This is a genomic window from Helicobacter winghamensis ATCC BAA-430, from assembly GCF_028751035.1.
Lineage (GTDB): Bacteria > Campylobacterota > Campylobacteria > Campylobacterales > Helicobacteraceae > Helicobacter_D > Helicobacter_D winghamensis.
In genome coordinates this window covers 585032-602808 of the sequence record NZ_CP063533.1, presented here as the reverse complement: position 1 = coordinate 602808, position 17777 = coordinate 585032, and the positions used below count along the sequence as shown (strand labels likewise).

17 protein-coding genes are annotated in these 17777 nt (G+C 34.9%); 3 read left to right on the top strand and 14 right to left on the bottom strand.

The annotated features are described in order from the left end of the window. Positions 1 to 4 precede the first annotated feature (4 nt). Genes IP358_RS03165 through aroB form a run of 4 tightly spaced genes read right to left on the bottom strand, consistent with a single transcriptional unit; the run spans position 5 to position 5759 of the window. A complete protein-coding gene (locus IP358_RS03165) occupies positions 5 to 1672 on the bottom strand; it encodes an AAA family ATPase (RefSeq protein ID WP_006801724.1) in 1668 nt (555 codons plus the stop codon). Beyond that, positions 1659 to 2930, bottom strand: coding sequence for a tRNA (N(6)-L-threonylcarbamoyladenosine(37)-C(2))-methylthiotransferase MtaB (gene mtaB, locus IP358_RS03160; protein ID WP_101313155.1), 1272 nt, complete (start codon positions 2928 to 2930; stop codon positions 1659 to 1661). Before mtaB ends, IP358_RS03165 begins: the two co-directional genes overlap by 14 nt. 58 nt (positions 2931 to 2988) lie before the next feature. Then, positions 2989 to 4668 carry a mechanosensitive ion channel family protein gene (locus IP358_RS03155; protein ID WP_006801726.1) on the bottom strand — a complete coding sequence of 560 codons (1680 nt, stop codon included), beginning with the start codon at positions 4666 to 4668 and terminating at the stop codon, positions 2989 to 2991. After that, complete coding sequence (gene aroB, locus IP358_RS03150; RefSeq protein WP_006801727.1) at positions 4668 to 5759, bottom strand: 3-dehydroquinate synthase; 1092 nt, start codon at positions 5757 to 5759, stop codon at positions 4668 to 4670. Before aroB ends, IP358_RS03155 begins: the two co-directional genes overlap by 1 nt. 117 nt (positions 5760 to 5876) lie before the next feature. Between aroB and IP358_RS03145 the strand changes: the two genes are divergently transcribed. Continuing rightward, a complete protein-coding gene (locus tag IP358_RS03145; RefSeq protein WP_006801728.1) occupies positions 5877 to 6209 on the top strand; it encodes a DMT family transporter in 333 nt (110 codons plus the stop codon). 1 nt (position 6210) lies between these two features. After that, positions 6211 to 6522 carry an SMR family transporter gene (locus IP358_RS03140; protein WP_180322706.1) on the top strand — a complete coding sequence of 104 codons (312 nt, stop codon included), beginning with the start codon at positions 6211 to 6213 and terminating at the stop codon, positions 6520 to 6522. Positions 6523 to 6530: 8 nt separating this feature from the next. Here the strand turns inward: IP358_RS03140 and mnmE are convergent, their stop codons facing one another. The 7 genes from mnmE to IP358_RS03105 all read right to left on the bottom strand — a co-directional run bounded on the left by mnmE (position 6531) and on the right by IP358_RS03105 (position 12634). Further along, positions 6531 to 7919 carry a tRNA uridine-5-carboxymethylaminomethyl(34) synthesis GTPase MnmE gene (gene mnmE / locus IP358_RS03135; protein WP_006801730.1) on the bottom strand — a complete coding sequence of 463 codons (1389 nt, stop codon included), beginning with the start codon at positions 7917 to 7919 and terminating at the stop codon, positions 6531 to 6533. After that, positions 7919 to 8689 (bottom strand): Jag N-terminal domain-containing protein, encoded by a 771-nt coding sequence (locus IP358_RS03130; RefSeq protein ID WP_006801731.1) that lies wholly within the window; start codon positions 8687 to 8689, stop codon positions 7919 to 7921. The genes mnmE and IP358_RS03130 overlap by 1 nt, the downstream gene beginning before the upstream one ends. A 3-nt stretch (positions 8690 to 8692) precedes the next feature. Further along, on the bottom strand, positions 8693 to 10252 hold the full coding sequence (gene yidC / locus IP358_RS03125) for a membrane protein insertase YidC (protein WP_232086831.1): 1560 nt from the start codon (positions 10250 to 10252) through the stop codon (positions 8693 to 8695). 34 nt (positions 10253 to 10286) lie between these two features. Beyond that, positions 10287 to 10670, bottom strand: coding sequence for a membrane protein insertion efficiency factor YidD (gene yidD / locus IP358_RS03120; protein WP_006801734.1), 384 nt, complete (start codon positions 10668 to 10670; stop codon positions 10287 to 10289). Between the two features lie 3 nt (positions 10671 to 10673). Then, positions 10674 to 10991 carry a ribonuclease P protein component gene (gene rnpA / locus IP358_RS03115; protein WP_006801735.1) on the bottom strand — a complete coding sequence of 106 codons (318 nt, stop codon included), beginning with the start codon at positions 10989 to 10991 and terminating at the stop codon, positions 10674 to 10676. Between the two features lie 15 nt (positions 10992 to 11006). Beyond that, a complete protein-coding gene (gene rpmH, locus IP358_RS03110) occupies positions 11007 to 11141 on the bottom strand; it encodes a 50S ribosomal protein L34 (RefSeq protein WP_006801736.1) in 135 nt (44 codons plus the stop codon). Positions 11142 to 11203: 62 nt separating this feature from the next. After that, entirely contained in the window at positions 11204 to 12634 is a 1431-nt protein-coding gene (locus IP358_RS03105) for an acetyl-CoA carboxylase subunit A (RefSeq protein ID WP_006801737.1), read from the bottom strand. Between the two features lie 134 nt (positions 12635 to 12768). On the opposite strand from IP358_RS03105, the gene IP358_RS03100 reads away from it, so the two are divergent. Continuing rightward, on the top strand, positions 12769 to 13542 hold the full coding sequence (locus tag IP358_RS03100) for an undecaprenyl-diphosphate phosphatase (protein WP_006801738.1): 774 nt from the start codon (positions 12769 to 12771) through the stop codon (positions 13540 to 13542). Here the strand turns inward: IP358_RS03100 and xseA are convergent. The 3 genes from xseA to IP358_RS03085 form a co-directional block, all read right to left on the bottom strand. After that, positions 13535 to 14779, bottom strand: coding sequence for an exodeoxyribonuclease VII large subunit (xseA, locus tag IP358_RS03095; RefSeq protein WP_006801739.1), 1245 nt, complete (start codon positions 14777 to 14779; stop codon positions 13535 to 13537). The genes IP358_RS03100 and xseA overlap by 8 nt on opposite strands. Then, positions 14779 to 16566, bottom strand: a complete 1788-nt coding sequence (gene oadA / locus IP358_RS03090) for a sodium-extruding oxaloacetate decarboxylase subunit alpha (RefSeq protein WP_040498214.1) — start codon at positions 16564 to 16566, stop codon at positions 14779 to 14781. Before oadA ends, xseA begins: the two co-directional genes overlap by 1 nt. Positions 16567 to 16763: 197 nt before the next feature. After that, positions 16764 to 17666: an AEC family transporter gene (locus tag IP358_RS03085; RefSeq protein WP_006801741.1), complete on the bottom strand. Its 903-nt coding sequence runs from the start codon at positions 17664 to 17666 to the stop codon at positions 16764 to 16766. Positions 17667 to 17777 lie beyond the last annotated feature (111 nt).

The window sequence follows — 17777 nt, the reverse complement described above, 5'->3', positions numbered from 1 at the left end:
TCGCTTATACATTAATAATCTTACCAACTTCTGCATAATCTAACTTTTCATTTGCCAAAAGTGCGTTCTTGATAGAATCTAAAATCAAGCGATAATTCTTAAAAAACACAAAGCGATCATCCTTGCATTTTTCTAAGATTCTAAGCACATCTTCTTCAATCCCTAAAAGATATTCCCCCATTCCATAAGATTCTACCATTTTATGCGCAATCGCCTTTGCCCTATCCAAATCCACTTTTGCGTGAGAGTAGCGCTCATCAAACAACAATTCTAACGCTGCAATCCCAGATAGGTGGATTTTTATTTGGTTTTCCATTTCATTTTTACTCAAAAACTCTTTATCAACATACTTTAGCCCATCACTCATTAAAGTTGCCTTCTCAAAAGGCACTTCTAGGACATAAGCGCTAAAAGCCTTTGCCGCTTGATAATAGGCTAAAATCTCACGCTCTTTAGCACTAAAACTAAGCTTTTTACGCACACCAAGCATTACCTTATCACGCACATTTAAAATATCCTCTTTAGTAATTACTTCTGAATTTCTCTTAATTGCACAAAGGGCAGCTTCATTAACTAAAGAAGCAAGCGCAGCTCCACTAAAGCCTACACAAAGCCTAGAAATCTCTTCATAATCAAAATCGCAGCGTTTATTGCGTGTATGCACTTGCAAAATCTTAATGCGCTCTTGCAAGTTTGGCAACTCCACAAAAATACGCCGATCAAATCTACCACTTCTAAGCAACGCTTCATCCAAGGATTCCATATTATTTGTAGCACCTATTACAATTACACCTGAGCTATCTTCAAAGCCATCCATTTCTGTTAAGAGCTGATTAAGTGTAGCTTCTCTTTCATCATTGCGCATTCCACCGCGTGCTTTGCCTACTGCATCAATTTCATCAATAAACACGATTGAAGGCGCGTTTAGCTTTGCTTGAGCAAATAAATCACGCACTCTTTTTGCACCCATTCCTACATAGATTTGCACAAAACTTGCCCCACTTTGATAAAAAAATGGCACTTGCGCTTCTCCAGCTAACGCCTTTGCAATCAATGTTTTACCAACTCCGGGAACCCCTACTAAAAGCACGCCTTTGGGGAGCCTTACACCAAAGTCTTGATATTTTTTAGGAAATCTTAGATAATCAATAATTTCTTCAAGTTCGTTTTTTGCCTCACTAATCCCAGCAACATCTGCAAAAGTAACATTTGAAGTTATCGGCTTAATGTGATAAAAGCCAAATGTATCATTTGCTAGGGATTTTGCAGCATTAGAATAAAAATCTTCACTTTGTTTTTCTTGCTTTGGCTTATAAGCTTTATTCTGTTTAGAAGCATAAAGAAATAAAAGCGCTACAAATATAAAAACAAAAATCACCATAACTTCAATAACATTTTGCCAAAAACTCCATCCATTTTTAATCTCTAAAGGCACTTTTTGACCAAAGGCTTGTAAATCTACACTCTCTTTTGCCACCTTATAATGCTGTGTTCCTAGCGTAAAATATAAATAATCCTCTTTAATGATTGCCATTTTAGGAAGAGTTTTCTCTGTAAGGCTATGAAGCTCCATTGAGCTAATAAGTTTCACTTCCTGCTTAAAAAACATTACTCCAAATAAAATTCCCGCTAAAATAATCGCTAAAATCCCAACAATTTTAAATTTCTGCATAATTTTTATCCGCTTTTGGGTTAAAGTTTTCTATCATTATCCAACTATCCTTTGCTATTGGTTCTTGAGATTCTATTTTCACCTTATTATAATATTCATCAAATCCTTGTGCAATATATTTAGAATCTTTTAATTCTACACTTTCAATCAAAATATTTAAAGGAATCTTTTTTTTATTTAATATTTTTCTAAAATTTAAATTGTTTTCTTGCACCTTTCCTTCAATTTGTTTTTTTCTCTCTTTTGCAATATTTCCATTAATTCTATCCTTTAAAAGAGCCGATGGTGTATTATCGCGTGGAGAGTAAATAAAACTATGCAAATGCGTTAAAGGAAACTTAGAAAAGTTTAAAAACGCTTCTTCCCAAACTTCTTTATTCTCTCCGGGGTGCCCTACAATAAAATCACTCCCTAATGCAAATCCTTTTTGACTTAATGTGTTAAATAATTCTAAATCTTTTTCAAAAGTGTTATAACGATTCATCAACTTTAACATTTTTGGTGAAGTGTGTTGTAAAGCAATATGCAAATGGCGTTCAATCTTAGGATTTTCCAATACGCTTAAAAAATGTGTGTCAATTTGTGATGGCTCTAAACTCCCTATTCTTAAGCGTTTTAATAAAGGAATCTCACACAAAGACTCTACAAGAGTAGCGATATTTAATCCAAAATCCTTTCCCCAACTTCCCATATTTGTGCCAGTAATAATAAACTCACTAAAGCCTTTTTGTGCTAAACTCTCCACTTGCTTTAAAATTTTCTCTTGTGAAAAACTCCTAGCTTTTCCTCTAACGCTAGGGATAATACAATACGAACATGCAAAATCACAGCCTTCTTGAATTTTAATAAAAGCACGACTTTTACCTACAAAATCACTTAAAATATCATTTTCTAAATATTCTAAATCATCGCTTAAAAAAAAGCTGGAATCCTTTTTTAAAAGTGTATTGATTTTCTCTTTATGTGAGTGTCCAAACACACCCCTAACAAGTCCTCTATCTAAAAGTGCTTGTCCCTGTGTTTGCACACCACAGCCTGTAAAAAAAATCCTTTTGCCTTCATTTTGCAAGCGATTAATATAATTTCTAACGCCACTATCGGCACCATTAGTAACCGTGCAAGAATTTACCACTACAATATCACTCTCTTCTTCATAAGGCGTTTGTGCGAAATCTTTTAGTGCATTAATCATTACTTGTGTATCAAATAAATTTGTCCGACAACCAAAGGTTTTAAAATACACTTTTTGTTTTACCATTATTTCTCTTTATGCAAAAATTATCTTAATAAAAACTCTCTTTAATACAAATCTCCAACTAAAAGCTAGAAGGCGGAATTGCACCATCACCTACACGCACACTCTTAAAAGCTTCTCCTTGTAAATTCTCTTTAACCTTACGCTTACCTTCATAAACTGTTGTGCTAGGATAAGCAATCTGAATATTTGGCTCTTCTAAAATTGCATCAATAATCTCGGCGCTAATACTGCTACGCAAAGCAAGCGTTGCATAGGCATTTGTAAGATACCACACAGAAATCCTAATTCCATTTTGCTCCAACAAACTAAAAACACGAGGTTCAACATTTGTATTGCGCAAAGTAAATCTGTCGCGCAATTTTGTAAATTGCTTACGCGTAGATTCTGTATAGCCCCTAGCGTATTTTTTAGCGCATTCTCTTGCAATATGGCAAGCTTTTGCGTGATCAGAATCAAAAGTAATGGTAAAATCAATCCCATCCCATACTGTTTTCATTCCGCCATGCGTGTAATTTGAAAACATCGTAGTAAAGACAAAGTTGTTAGGCACAAAAATAATTCTTCCAGCGCGACGATTTTCTGCATAAGTTGTTAGCGTAATGTCTTCATAAAGCGTGATTCTAAGCACAGAAATATCCAAAACATCACCCACATACACTGCACCATCTTTAATAACTTTAATCCTATCCCCAGCATGCACTGCACCACCTACAACAATCACAATCCAACCAAGCACAGACATAAATAAATCTTTCATGGCAATTGCTAAACCGGCAGATGCAAATCCAAGCACAGTCACAAGATAACCAACATTATCAAGATAAGAAAAAAGCAAAATAATTACAATTAATGTGATATTTAAAAAATTAATAATTTTATTTGTTGTGTAAATTCTCTCATTGTCGTGAATATATTTACGCACCCCAAGCTTTAAAGAAAAAGCAATTCCAATAAGAACCAAAATTGTAATTCCAATATAAATTCCTTTAAAAAACTGCGCTTTTATCTGCTCTAATAAGCGTGCTTTATTTTCCTGTGTTTCTTTAGTGAAAATCTCCAAAGTTGTATTAAATACTTCTTTTGTTGTCTCTAGAACAGTGAGTGCATTGAGATTTTCTTCATAAGCTTTTGTAATCTCTTCTGTACTCACAAACAAACAATAATTTGAGCGGCACACATTGCGCAACTCATTTGGTACATTTTGATAAATCTCTAATAAGCCTTTAAATGCAGAATCCTTTTGGTTTAGCCACTTAAGATTTTCTTGCAAACTTTTATAATTTGCATTTAAAATCTTTAATTCTTCATCAGCCTTTTTAATATAAGAATATGCGCGCACAATTAATAGTGGGTTTGTAACGCTTGGCATCTCTTCTAGCTCTTTTGCTTCTGTTAGCTCCCTAAAAGGCAAATCCTTATAAATATCTAGCACCTTTTTTTGCTGCTCTAATGCGATTAAATTACGCTTTAAAACACTCAATTCATTTTGGACAGCAATTGTTTGTGGTTTCTCTTCTAGCTGCGCGATTGCTTCTTTTGTATGTGCTAGATTTGCTAATGCTTGCTGATAGGATTGATAGTTTAAATAGCGTTTCATCCACGCATTATTGCCATCTTCTAAAAAGCGATTTGCATTTGTAAGTTCTAATTCTAAGGATTTTATAGTTTTTATATCATCGACAATAGCACCAAAGACTACATTGCACACAAAAATCAAAGCAAAAATTACAAGACGCATCAAGAAAACTCTCTTAAAATGTCAATCACTAGAGCTTTTGGAATATCATCTTTAAAGCACACTCCACCGATACTCTGCGGCAAAATAAACTTAATACGCGCATCAAGGCTTTTTTTATCCAAAAAGAAGCTTTCATAAAAGGATTCTACATTTTTAATCATATAAGAAGTTGGAATCCTAAATTTTTCCAAAAGTGTTTTTATAGCTTCAAACTCTTTTTGTGTAATGAGATTCAATGCAAGCGCAAGTGTGTTTGCCATAACCATTCCAATCCCAACTGCTTCTCCGTGCAAATACTTACCATAGCCACTTTCTAGCTCTATACTATGTCCAAAGGTGTGTCCATAATTTAACGCTGCCCTAATTCCTTGCTCTTTTTCATCTTCTCTAACCACTTGCGCTTTAATGCTAACTGCCCGTTCAATCACAGATAAAAGTGCATTTTCATCTCCAATATCAAGGTTTTGGAGTGCTTGAAACAATGTTTTATCAAAGCACACTGCCATTTTTACAATCTCAGCAAGCCCCGCTCTAAACTCCCTTTGTGGAAGCGTGCGCAAAAAATGCGGATTAATAAACACTGCTTTTGGCTGATGAAAAAGCCCAATAAGATTTTTGCCAAAGGAATTATTGATTCCTGTTTTTCCACCAACACTAGAATCCACTTGCGCTAAAAGCGTTGTTGGTATCTGAATAAAATCAATCCCACGCATAAAAATCCCAGAAGCAAACCCTACCATATCCCCAATCACCCCGCCCCCAAAGGCAATCATTAAAGACTTTCTATCCAAGCGATGATTAAATGCCGCCTCTAAAATAGATTCCACACTTTTAAAATCCTTATAAATCTCACCATCGGCAATTGTGTGACAATACACTTCTCTTGCTTGAAGCTTTTCTAAGAGTGCCTGCAAATGCAATCCAGCAATTTTTGGATTTGTTACAATTAGAATCTTTTTATCTAGCGTTAGTTTGGGTAAATCTCCAAAATAAATTGGATAATAATCCTCCTTACTTTTTAATAAAATACTAAAAGATTTTTTAAAATTTTTTGAGAATTGATCTAAGTTTTCTTCTAAGCTTTGATACACATATTTACCTTTTTAATTTCTATTGCGTAATTCACTACCATTTTAGCAATTTTTTGTTTTATCTATCCTTTTTGTGTTATAATTTTTTCCTTTTTCTAAATTTTTAAGGAGACGGTTATGCTAAAAGCATGGATTTTTCTAATTCTTGCTATTGTGTGCGAAGTTTTTGGGGTTTCTGTGATGAATTACTCACAAGAAGAAAACCAGATTTTCGTGTATGGCTTTATGTTTGTTATGATAGGGATTGCATATTATTTTATGTCCATCTCTATCCGCACTATCAGTGTTGGCGTGGCTTATGCGATTTGGGAGATTGTGGGGCTTAGTTTAATCACAATTATCGCGGTTTTTATCTTTGGAACTTCACTAAAAACACAAGAATACATCGGCTTAGGGCTTGCCATTATTGGAATCACACTTGTAAATTTAGGAGAGGATCACAATGTTTAATATCTACCTACTCTATGTTGTTCTAGCGGCATTCTTAGATATTATCGCAAATCTAGCACTTAATAAATCTGATGGATTTAGGAATTTTAAATGGGGGGCAATCTCTGTTTTGCTTGTATGGCTTGCATTCTACTTGCTTGCATTAAGCTTAGAAGGAATGAAACTGGCAATTGCTTATACGCTTTGGGGAAGCATTGGAATCTTAGGCACAACTTTGGGCGGTTGGTATTTTTTCAAACAAAGGCTCAAGCCTATAGGTTGGGTTGGAATCTTTATTATCATCATCGCAGTAATTACGCTAAAAACAGCGTAAATAAGAAGCTATTTCCCTAGACAAAAATCACCAAACATCACATCTAACATTTGTGAGTATTCATAGGGTTTTGTGATAGTGGAAATTGCTCGTAATGCCTCATTAATGTGGAAGCTAAAGAGTTCCAGCTCTCCATTTTCAAGTGGATTAAGAGAGTTTTTTAGTGCATTAATACACTCTTGCACCGCTTGGAATTGATATTCAGAAACCAACAAAAGCGATTCCATTTTTTCATTCTCATTTAAAAGCTCTTCTAGTCTAAGTTTAAATCTCTCAAGCAAGGAATCTTCATTTAGCAAATCCCCTTTTAAACTTAATAACAACGGATTAAACTCATCTAAAACTTTGGATTCTAATTGCATTTTTAAATCTGTTTTATTGATTAAAACTAGAATCTTTTTTTGTAATTTATAGGCTTTTAAAAGTTCAATAATTTGAAAATCTTCCGCACTTAAAGGAAGCGAACCATCAAACAGCACAAGAAGTAAATCGCTTTCTTTTGCCTTTTCTAAACTTCTTTTAATCCCTTCATTCTCTACCGCATCAGTACTTTCTCTAATTCCAGCTGTATCAATAAGACGCAACAAATATCCACCTAACACAAAGTTTTCTTCAATGCTATCACGCGTTGTACCTGCAATATCACTCACAATGGCGCGATCATTACGCAAAAGAGCATTAAGAAGCGAGCTTTTCCCCACATTTGGCTTGCCTATAATACAAAGCTTATAGCCATCAAATAACACTCTTTTATTTTGGGATTGCTCCAAAAGCGCTTTAAGATTTTTAAGCACTACCTGCAATTTTTGCTTCAAATTCTCCAATAAATCCTGTGGCAACTCTTCATCGGCATAATCAATAAACACTTCACTATGCGCTAAAAAACTAATTAAAGTTGCGCGTAAATTCTCGCAAAACTCTTGCATTTCGCCTTTTAAATGACGCATTAACATTTGATGTGCATTTACATTTTGTGACTCTATAAGTTTTGCCACAGCTTGCGCTTGAGATAAATCAATGCGACCGCCTAAAAATGCGCGTTTTGTAAATTCTCCGGGATTTGCAAGCCTTGCACCAAATTTCAAACAAGTTTGCAAAATATTTTGTGCAATAAAGCTCCCTCCGTGGCATTGAAACTCTATCACATCTTCTGTTGTGTAACTATTTGGAGCTTTAAAATACAAAAGAATGCACTCATCTAAAAGTGTTCCATCTTCAAAATAAATCTTGGTTAATCGCGCTAGGCGGGGCTTAATTAGGCTTTTAATAGCATTAAAATCAAGCCTAGCAAGCTTTGAAGCAATAAATAAAGCATTTGCCCCACTTAATCGTAAAACATTTAAAGATGATTGTCCATAAGTTGTTGCTGGGGCTATGATTGTGTCGTTATTTAACATTAGGAATGATAAAAAGCGTTTACAATAATATAACGCTCTCCTTCGCTATTTAAGCGAAAAGAAACATATTTATCTGGAAATTGCTCACGCAGTTGCTTTAAAGCAATGTGCGCTAACACTCCATCTAAAGGTTTAGTTTGCGCTTTACCTGTTAGCTTCACACTTTCTATTGTTGGCAAAAGATAATTTGCAATCATCTCTTCTTGATTATGTAAAAACTCAGCAATCTCAAGTCGAATCATTAGTCCATAAACATGATTAACCCAATTAAAAATTAAATAAGAAATTGCTTTGTAACGATAACCTTCTTTTCCAATTAATAACGCAGAGTCTTCCCCATCAATCTTCACATATAGCGTATTTTCATCATAAGGCTCAACAAGAACACTATCAAGTTTATAAGGCAACATAGCTAGAAGTTCATCAAGCTCTTTTTGCACAGCTTTAGAAATTTCTTGCATTTCTTCTTTTCTAAATATTGACTTTTTGCTTTTCTTATCTTGCTGCTCTGTTTGCATTTCTTTGGCAAATTCTTTTGCATTCTTTATAAAATCTTTCTCAGCCACATCACTGCAAATTATATTAGAATTTTTTTTAATATTTGACTCTTTAGGTTGAACACAGATCATAGCTTGTTTTTTACCAAATCCTAAAAATCCCTTGGAAGGATTTTGAATAACCTCATATTCTAAATCCACAACAGAACAATCAAATTCCTTTGCTGCAGCAATTAGTGCTGCTTCTAAAGTTTGAGCCTCTATCTTTTTCATTAACTATGCTTTATGTTTATGTTCAGCAATTTCTCTTGCTTTCTTACGCTCTAAAGATTTATTAATCAAAAGTTGCTGCAAGATTGAAAATATATTATTAACAAACCAATACAGCACAAGCCCTGATGGAAATGTTACAAAGAAAATTGTAAAAATTAAGGGCAAAAATTTAAAAATTTTCTCTTGCATAGGATCATTGAAAGCAGTTGGTGTTAAATGCTGCTGTAAATACATTGTTGCACCCATTAAAATTGGCAATACAAAATAAGGATCCATTACCGACAAATCTGTAATCCAAAGCAACCAATCAGCCCCTTTAAGTTCAATAGCATTAAACAATACGCGATAAATAGCAAAGAATACAGGAATTTGTAAAAGCAATGGTAAACACCCGCCCATAGGATTTGCACCATGTTTTTTATATAAATCCATCATATGCACTTGCAATTTTTGTGGCTCACCTTTATATTTTTGCTGCAATTCTTTCATTTTTGGTGCAAGCTCTTTGAGTTTTTGCATAGATACCATACCCTTATAAGTCAAAGGATAAAGCACAATTCTAACAATTAGAGTTAGCAAAATAATCGCCCATCCCCAATTTCCGCAAAAATCATAAAGCTTCTCAAGCAATAAAAATAATGGTTTGGCAAAAAATGTAATCACTCCATATTCCACAACATCGGTTAAAAATGGATCAATGGATTCTAACAAACGATAATTCTTTGGTCCTATATAGCCTTCCAATACTAACTCTCCATTACCACCAATAAAAGGCATTGGATCTTCATTTGCATTACTTAAAATTGTCGCATTGAAACCTTTATCATTAAAAAATAAGGTTGTATAATAACGATCCACCGCTGCTAAAATTTTTGCATTAGCGAAGTTTAGCTGCCCTTGTGCATCACCATCCTCAATAGTAGTAATCGTATCATCAGCTTCTTTAATAATTGCACCCTTAAAAACATAAGCATCATTTTCCACATTTGGACGCATACCCGGAGAAACGAAATAAATGTAATTTTGTGGAATCTTAATGGTTGCCTTATAATAACCATTTGGATAAAAAGTTAAAACTTTTTGCACTTTTAAACCATTTAACTCTTGAGTAAGTGTTAAACTCTGTGGGGAATCTGTCAGCACTAAATGGTTTGCACTTGCGCTATATGGGGAGTTTAATGCTTGATTATTTAAAACAGAATCTGAAAATCTAATCTCTAGAATCTTTGGATTTGTTTGGCTTGCCACATCATTTGAAAACAAAGAAAGCGGCTTAGAATCCTTGTGATATTTTTCTTCTTTAAGCTCCACAATCGCAATTCTGCCCAATTTATCAATCTTATAAATAAAGCCCTCCGCTTCAATTGTTGCAATTATCGCAGAATCTTCACTGCTCATATTTGTTGGCAAGACATTAGCAAGTGCTACATCTTGTGCTTTAGGAGTAGATTCCAACTTGACCATATCATTATTGACTATAGTTGCATTATTTTCTAGGGAATTAGGTTGATAAAAGTAGCTATAAGGAATAAAAAATACAAGCGCTAAAACTACTGCAATCATAATTCTAGCTTGGGAACTTAATTCATTAATTTTATTAAACACGAGAAGCCTTTGGATAATTTTTAATAATCTGAAATGTTTGAGATTTAATTTCTAAAAAAGTACAACTTGGGATATTATAAAAAGCATAGCTTGGAGTATGATTAGGAATCAACCAATATCTTACCAAACAAGGCTTGAAAACATAAATTTGCAAAGACAAAGATGCACTAGGATAAGCGATTCCACCTCTAAATAACTGGTTGCAAGATAAAATTCTACCCAGCGTTTTAAGTGTGGCAATAAAAGGATTTTGAAATAAATACGCTTGCTTGGCATATTCTGAACAACTAGGGTAATAACGACAATTTGTCCCTAGCAATGGAGAAAGATAACGCTGATAACTCTTAATTGCAAAAAGACAAGCTGTTTTTATCATCTTTTACACCAAACCAAGTCTTATTAATGCATATTTATAATTACTTTGTAAGGTTTTATATGCAACCTTATCTAATCCATTTTTTGCTAACAAAATCATATCCCCGCCCCTTAAATCCAGCATAGACTCCCTGTAGATAGCACGCAACCTACGCTTTATGCGATTACGACATACCGCGTTGCCTACCTTTTTTGATACAGAAAATCCAATTCTTTTCTGTTGTGCATCCTCTCTAAAGAATAAGACAAAATAAGCATTATGCCAGCGCTTTTGGCTCCTATAAACACGATTAAAATCTTGTTTTGTGTTTAATGTTACCAAAATGCTATTCCAAACTTAGATTGCTAATCTTTTTCTGCCTTTTGCGCGTCTAGCATTAATAATCTTGCGACCATTTTTTGTCTGCATTCTCACTCTAAAGCCATGCGTGCGCTTACGCGGTGTATTATGTGGTTGATATGTTCTTTTCATCTTACAAAACCTCTTTAAAAAAATAAACGCTGATTCTAGCGCAACCTTACTTAAAACTAGATTTATTTAACATTTTCTTCCAATCCAAAAGCCAAAGCAACTGCAATTGCAGCAACCAAATCACTCTCATCGCTACTTTCTTGTGGCATTAGCTGTCCAACCTTTTGCTCCAAATACGAAGTATCAAAATTCCCGCGCCTAAAATCTTTATCATTACAAATATTAACCAAAAAAGGAATTGTCGTTTTAACTCCGCGAATTTTAAACTCGTTTAATGCGCGCTTAAGTTTATTAACCGCTAAATCATAGCTTGTTGCACGCACAATCAACTTTGCCACCATAGAATCATAAAAAGGCGGAATCGTAAAATCTTTATAAATATAACTATCCACACGCACAAAAGGACCTAAAGCTGGATAATATGCCGTGATTGTTCCAGGATTTGGAACAAAGTCATTATGCACATCTTCAGCATTAATCCTAGCTTCAATCGCAAATCCTTGAATATGCACATCACTTTGTGAAATATCCAAAATCTCCCCACTTGCAATTCTAATTTGACGCCCTATCAAATCAAAGCCTGTGATCTCTTCTGTAACGCCGTGTTCTACTTGAATCCTTGTGTTCATCTCCATAAAATAAAAATTATTGTAATCATCTACCAAAAATTCCACCGTTCCAGCATTTGTGTAGTTTGCAGCTCTTGCAGCACCCACTGCCACGCTTCCCATTCTACGCCTTAAATCCGTACTCATTGTAGGGCAAGGCGCGATTTCAATAAGTTTTTGATGACGCCTTTGGATAGAGCAATCTCTCTCAAAAAGATGAATCACATTTCCATAATTATCTGCTAAGATTTGAAACTCTATGTGGCGCGGATTTTGAATGTATTTTTCCATAAAAACATCTTCATTCTTAAAAAAAGTCAATGCTTCTCTTTTACACGCTTCAAATGCGCTCTCCAAATCTTTTTCTTCCCACACAACACGGATTCCAAGCCCTCCACCCCCACTACTTGCCTTTAAAATCACAGGATAGCCAATCTTGCGCGCAATCTTTTGAATCTCATACAAACTTAGTGCATTAAGCGGTTCAGTTCCTGGAACAACAGGAATCCCATTTGCAATCATTAGATTTCTAGCCGCATTCTTATCCCCCATTTTTGCGATCACCTCACTATCTGGCCCAATCCATACAAGCCCAGCTTCTTTTACCTTTTTTGCAAACAAAGCATTTTCACTTAAAAACCCATATCCGGGATGAATTGCTTCTGCTTCCATTTCTTTGGCTGCTTGAATAATTAAATCCGGATCTAAATATCCCTTAATAGGATCTTCACTAATAGCATAAGTGTGCGTTGCCATTTTAACATGCATACTATCCCTATCAGCACGCGAGTAAATCGCCACAGACTCAATATTTAAATCATTACAAGCTCTAATAATACGCACAGCAATCTCACCACGATTTGCAATCAAAATTCTTTTAAACATTGTTACTCCAAATAAAAGCAATCTTAAATTCTATAATTTTATTTTTAAGGCATTGTTAAAGTTTTACAAAATTTGGCAAAAAGAGTAGATTTGTGCTACAATTTAGGCATTTTTACACATTTGGGCGTATGATTATGGAATTTATTTATGCAATTATTTTAGGCATTGTAGAAGGCTTAACAGAATTTCTGCCAATCTCATCAACCGGACATTTAATTTTAACTTCAGAGTTATTAGGGATTCCACAAAACACATTCCATAAAACTTTCGAAGTTGTGATCCAACTAGGTTCAATTTTAGCTGTAATTTTTGTTTTCTCGCAAAAACTTTTTAAAAACAGCTTGCAACTTTGGATAAAGCTTGGAATTGGATTTTTACCTGCTGGGATTTTAGGATTCCTATTTTATTCCTATATTAAAGCACTTTTTGCCCCTATTACCGTATCAATTATGCTAATTTTAGGTGGAATCATTTTTATTATTTTAGAGATTTTTTATAAAGAAAGAGAACACCACACCACAGAAGTTAATACAATCTCTTACAAGCAAGCTTTATTAATAGGACTCTTTCAAGCCTTAGCGATGATTCCAGGAACATCACGCAGTGGGGCAACAATTGTTGGAGGATTACTCTTAGGCTGCAATCGTAAGGTAGCCACAGAATTTTCCTTTCTCTTAGCATTGCCTACAATGGTGCTAGCAAGCGCTTATAGTCTTTATAAAAATCACGAAGTTTTAAGTGTAGATAATGCACTAATTTTAGGGACAGGATTTGTTGTAGCATTTTTCAGCGCATTACTTGCAATTAAGCTTTTTTTAAATTTTGTTTCGCGCTTTAACTTTATCCCTTTTGGAATTTATCGTATTGTGCTGGGGATTATATTTTTATATTATTTGGATATTATTTAAGCATTTCTTTAATCTGCGCTTTGATTGTCGCACTTTTATCTTGTAATTCTATGATGGAATCTAAATTTAAATCCGCAAGTTTTTTTATTCTCTTACCTTCACTTAAAGCGCAAACATAACCTTCTTTTTGATAATTTTCTGGATTTTTGGATTCCATTTGTGCTTTTAAAATTCCCAATTTTGCTTGAAGTTGAGCTAATTTCTGCTCCATTTTTAGATGGACTTGCGTCTGTGGAACTTGTAATTTAAAAGATGATAAAGCTAACTTGTGTTCCATTTTTTGTGTAAAAAATATTTCTTGTTGCTGGCATTGCGCTTGGAATTGTGTAATTTTCATAAAAAATGGATTGTAATTAAGCTTTTCTTTAAATGCTTTTAGCGCATTAGATTTTGCTTGTAAAGCCCGCATTAAAAGCTTCTCTAAATCTATTTGCAACGCATCTAAACGCATTAACCATTCCTTTTCATCAGGCAGTAATAACTCCATTGCCGCAGAAGGTGTTGGGGCGCGCAAATCTGCCACAAAATCACTAAGCACCACATCAGGCTCATGCCCTATGGCTGAAATAATAGGGGTATTTGATTGATAAATCGCTTCTGCTACCATAGGTTCATTAAAAGCCCATAAATCCTCTAAACTTCCACCCCCGCGCGCTAAAATAATGCAATCTGCACCTAAGGTATCGGCAATTTTAAGATTTGCTGCAATGCTTTCTTTTGCTCCATCGCCTTGCACAAGCGTATCTAATAGCACAAATCTTACAAGATTCCATCGTTTCTTAGCAATACTTAGCATATCGTGCAGTACGGCTCCAGTGCTTGAAGTAAGTAGTGCAACTTTTTTAGGGAATCTCGGAATAGGCTTTTGCTTTGTGAAATAACCCTTTTTTTCATATTCTTGCTTAAGTTGCTCATAGGCTAACAATAAAGCTCCTATGCCTTTAGGAATAGCATCTAAGCAATTTAGTTGATAATCTCCACGCGGCACATAAACACTTATCACACCTTCTAAAGTCAAATCCATTCCTTCTGTGATTTGAAACTTAAGTTTTGCTGCATTACCACGAAACATCACACATTTTAAAGAAGAATTTTTATCTTTTAGAGTGAAGTATAAATGCCCGCTTGTATGCTTTGTGAAATTGCTCACTTCCCCACTTACGCGCACTTGCACAAAAGTCGCTTCCAATAAACTCTTAATTTGTGTATTTAAATCTGTAATGCTTAAAGTTTGCATTATTCAACAAGCATAATCGCTAAATTTGCACTAATTTGCTGCCCTTCTTTTGCATAAATTTCTTTGATTTCACCACCCACCGTTGCTAAAACTTGATTTTCCATTTTCATTGCCTCAACAATAGCTAGCACATCTCCCTCTTTGATTTTATCACCTACTTTCACTTTAAGTTTTGTTAGATTTCCTGGCATTGGAGAAATAATATGTCCAGGCAAGCTTGCTTGTGGCAAGGAATCAGTTTTTTTGACACCTCCTTTTTTATCGCTAGAATCCAACTCCACTAAAACTTCCCTTAAATCCCCATCTACGCGCACAAAAAATGGACGTACACTTGCATTTTTTTCACCACTTCCTTCAATTTTAATATGGTAAGTTTCGCCATGTAAATTAATAGTAAATTCTTTTGGCATAGGACCTTGAACACCTTCAAAAGTCGTCAATGCTTCTGGGCTTAGGCGATTTTCATTGCGTTCATCTAAAAATTTCTTTGCAATTGCCCCAAAAATCGCATAAGAAATCACATCTGTTTCACTTTTGGCAAATTCTTGAGATTCTTCTCTTGCTTTTTGTAACTCTGGTGCAATTTTGTCTGCTGGACGACTTGCAATAATTTCCTCACCTTCTTGCTTAACGCGTTCAATCAATACAGAATCAATCAGTGCTGGAGTTTTACCATAATAGCCTTTGATGATGTTTTTAGATTCCGTTGTCAAAGTCTTATAACGCGTTTGTGCTAAGACATTTAATACTGCTTGTGTGCCTACAATCTGACTTGATGGAGTAACTAAAGGCGGATACCCAAAGTCTTTACGCACATTTGGAATCTCTTCTAAAACGGCATCCATTTTATCTAGCGCGTTTTGCTCTCTTAATTGATTGGCTAGATTAGAAATCATACCTCCAGGTATTTGGCTAACAAGCACACGCGTATCAATATTGTTATATTCTGATTCAAACTTTTTATACTTTCTGCGATTACGCTTTAAAATCTCTGCTGCTTTTTCCATTAAGGATAAATCTAATTTGCTATCCCATTGCGTGCCTTGCAATGTTGCTACCATTGATTGCGTGCAAGGATGACTTGTGCCTTCTGCTAATGCGGAATTTGCAAGATCTAAAATATCCACTCCAGCTTCAATAGCCTTTAAATGCGAGCCAAAAGCAAAACCGGCAGTAGAATGTGTATGTAATGCTAAAGGCAAGTCAATTTCTTCTTTTAAAGCTTTAACAAGTTCAAATGTTGCATTTGGAGTAATAAGCCCAGCCATATCTTTAATTGCCAAAGAATCACAACCGCGCTTTTCTAACTCTTTGCCATACTCTACAAAACTTTTAATAGTATGCACAGGCGAAGTTGTGTAGCAAATCGCTCCTTGCGCGTGTTTTCCTTGTTTTTTAACCTCTTCAATAGAAACCTCAAGATTACGAATATCATTTAGAGCATCAAAAATTCTAAAAATATCTACACCATTTTGCGCGGATAATCGCACAAACTCACGCACAATATCATCAGCATAATGGCGATAACCAATAAGATTTTGTCCGCGCAACAACATTTGAATGGGAGTTTTTTTGAAAATCTCTTTAAAAGTTGCAAGACGCTCAAAAGGATCTTCTTTTAAATAGCGCAAACAAGTATCATAAGTTGCCCCGCCCCAAGCTTCAATGCTATGGAATCCAACTTGTTCAAAAATCTGCGCAGCCTCTACTAAATCTTCTGTGCGCATTCTTGTAGCTAGCAAAGATTGATGTCCATCTCTTAAGCTATTTTCAGTAATCTTAACCATTAAAAACTCCAAAAATTTTCATTTTAATGTCGCATTATAACAATAATCCCGATTAATTAAATACAACGCGTGGATTTTGTAATTTCTTTTTAAAAAACTGCTTCTTTTAGTATCACGCCATAGAAGCCTAGAAGCTTTTAAGCTATGAAAGTATCGCTCTTTCGTTCTTTCTGTATTCCCTTGACTTAGATAATAATTTATGCAAAATACAACCACAATGGAATGCTAACAAAACTTACTAAAATTCCAAAAGTAACTGCATTTAAGGCAACTTTAGCATTGAAACCTGCCTTATAAATAATAGCCGCTCCACTAACAAGTGGTGGCATTGCAACTTCTATTAACGCCATTTTCCAGGCGTTACTAAATTCTCCATAAAACACCCTCACAAACACAAATAAAACCAAAGGCGCTACAAACATTTTTGCCCCCAAAAGCAACACTGGATACTTCCACTCTAAAATTCCGCGCAAATTTAATTGCACTCCAATAGCAAAGAGTGCCACAGGCGTGGCGGTTTGCGCAAGGGATTTTAACGGCGTAAATAAAACTTCTGGAATCTCAAAGGGAATAAGCCTAAAAAGCACACCACAAATAAGAGCTAAAAACAAAGGACTTCTAAACAATCGCTTAAAAACTTCTACAAAGGAAAATGCGGTTTTACCATTTAAACTTAGCAAAATCGGGGCTAAAAACGCAAAGGGAATTCCTGTTACAAATTGATCAAAAATAATCACTTGATTTGCTTGTGCTTCACCTAATGCACCTTGCACAAATGGGAAACCTAAATACAGTGTGTTTCCAAACGTTGCCATAAAACAAAGCGTAATTAACACACTCCGTTCAAGCCTAAAAATTCTCCCAAGAAACAAAACAAACAGCACGGAAAATAGGTTTGAAAACAGAGCAATCAAGCACACAAGCAAAAAATCCACACTCACACTAGCATGATATGTTCCATTAAAAATTTGTGCCGGAAGTGCAAAATTTACCAAAAACCCAAGCAAGATTCCGCTTTGTTTATTCCCCAAAAGGCGCAAAACATTTGCCATATAACCGATAAAAATAAAGACAAAAATACTATACATCGCCAAAAGCATTATAATTCCTTGTTAAATTTGGGATTTTACCACTTTTGCCAGCAAAACACAATGTAAAAGTTGGAATCTTTTTTATAAGTTTTTGTAGTTTTCTTTGTTAGAATCCAAAAC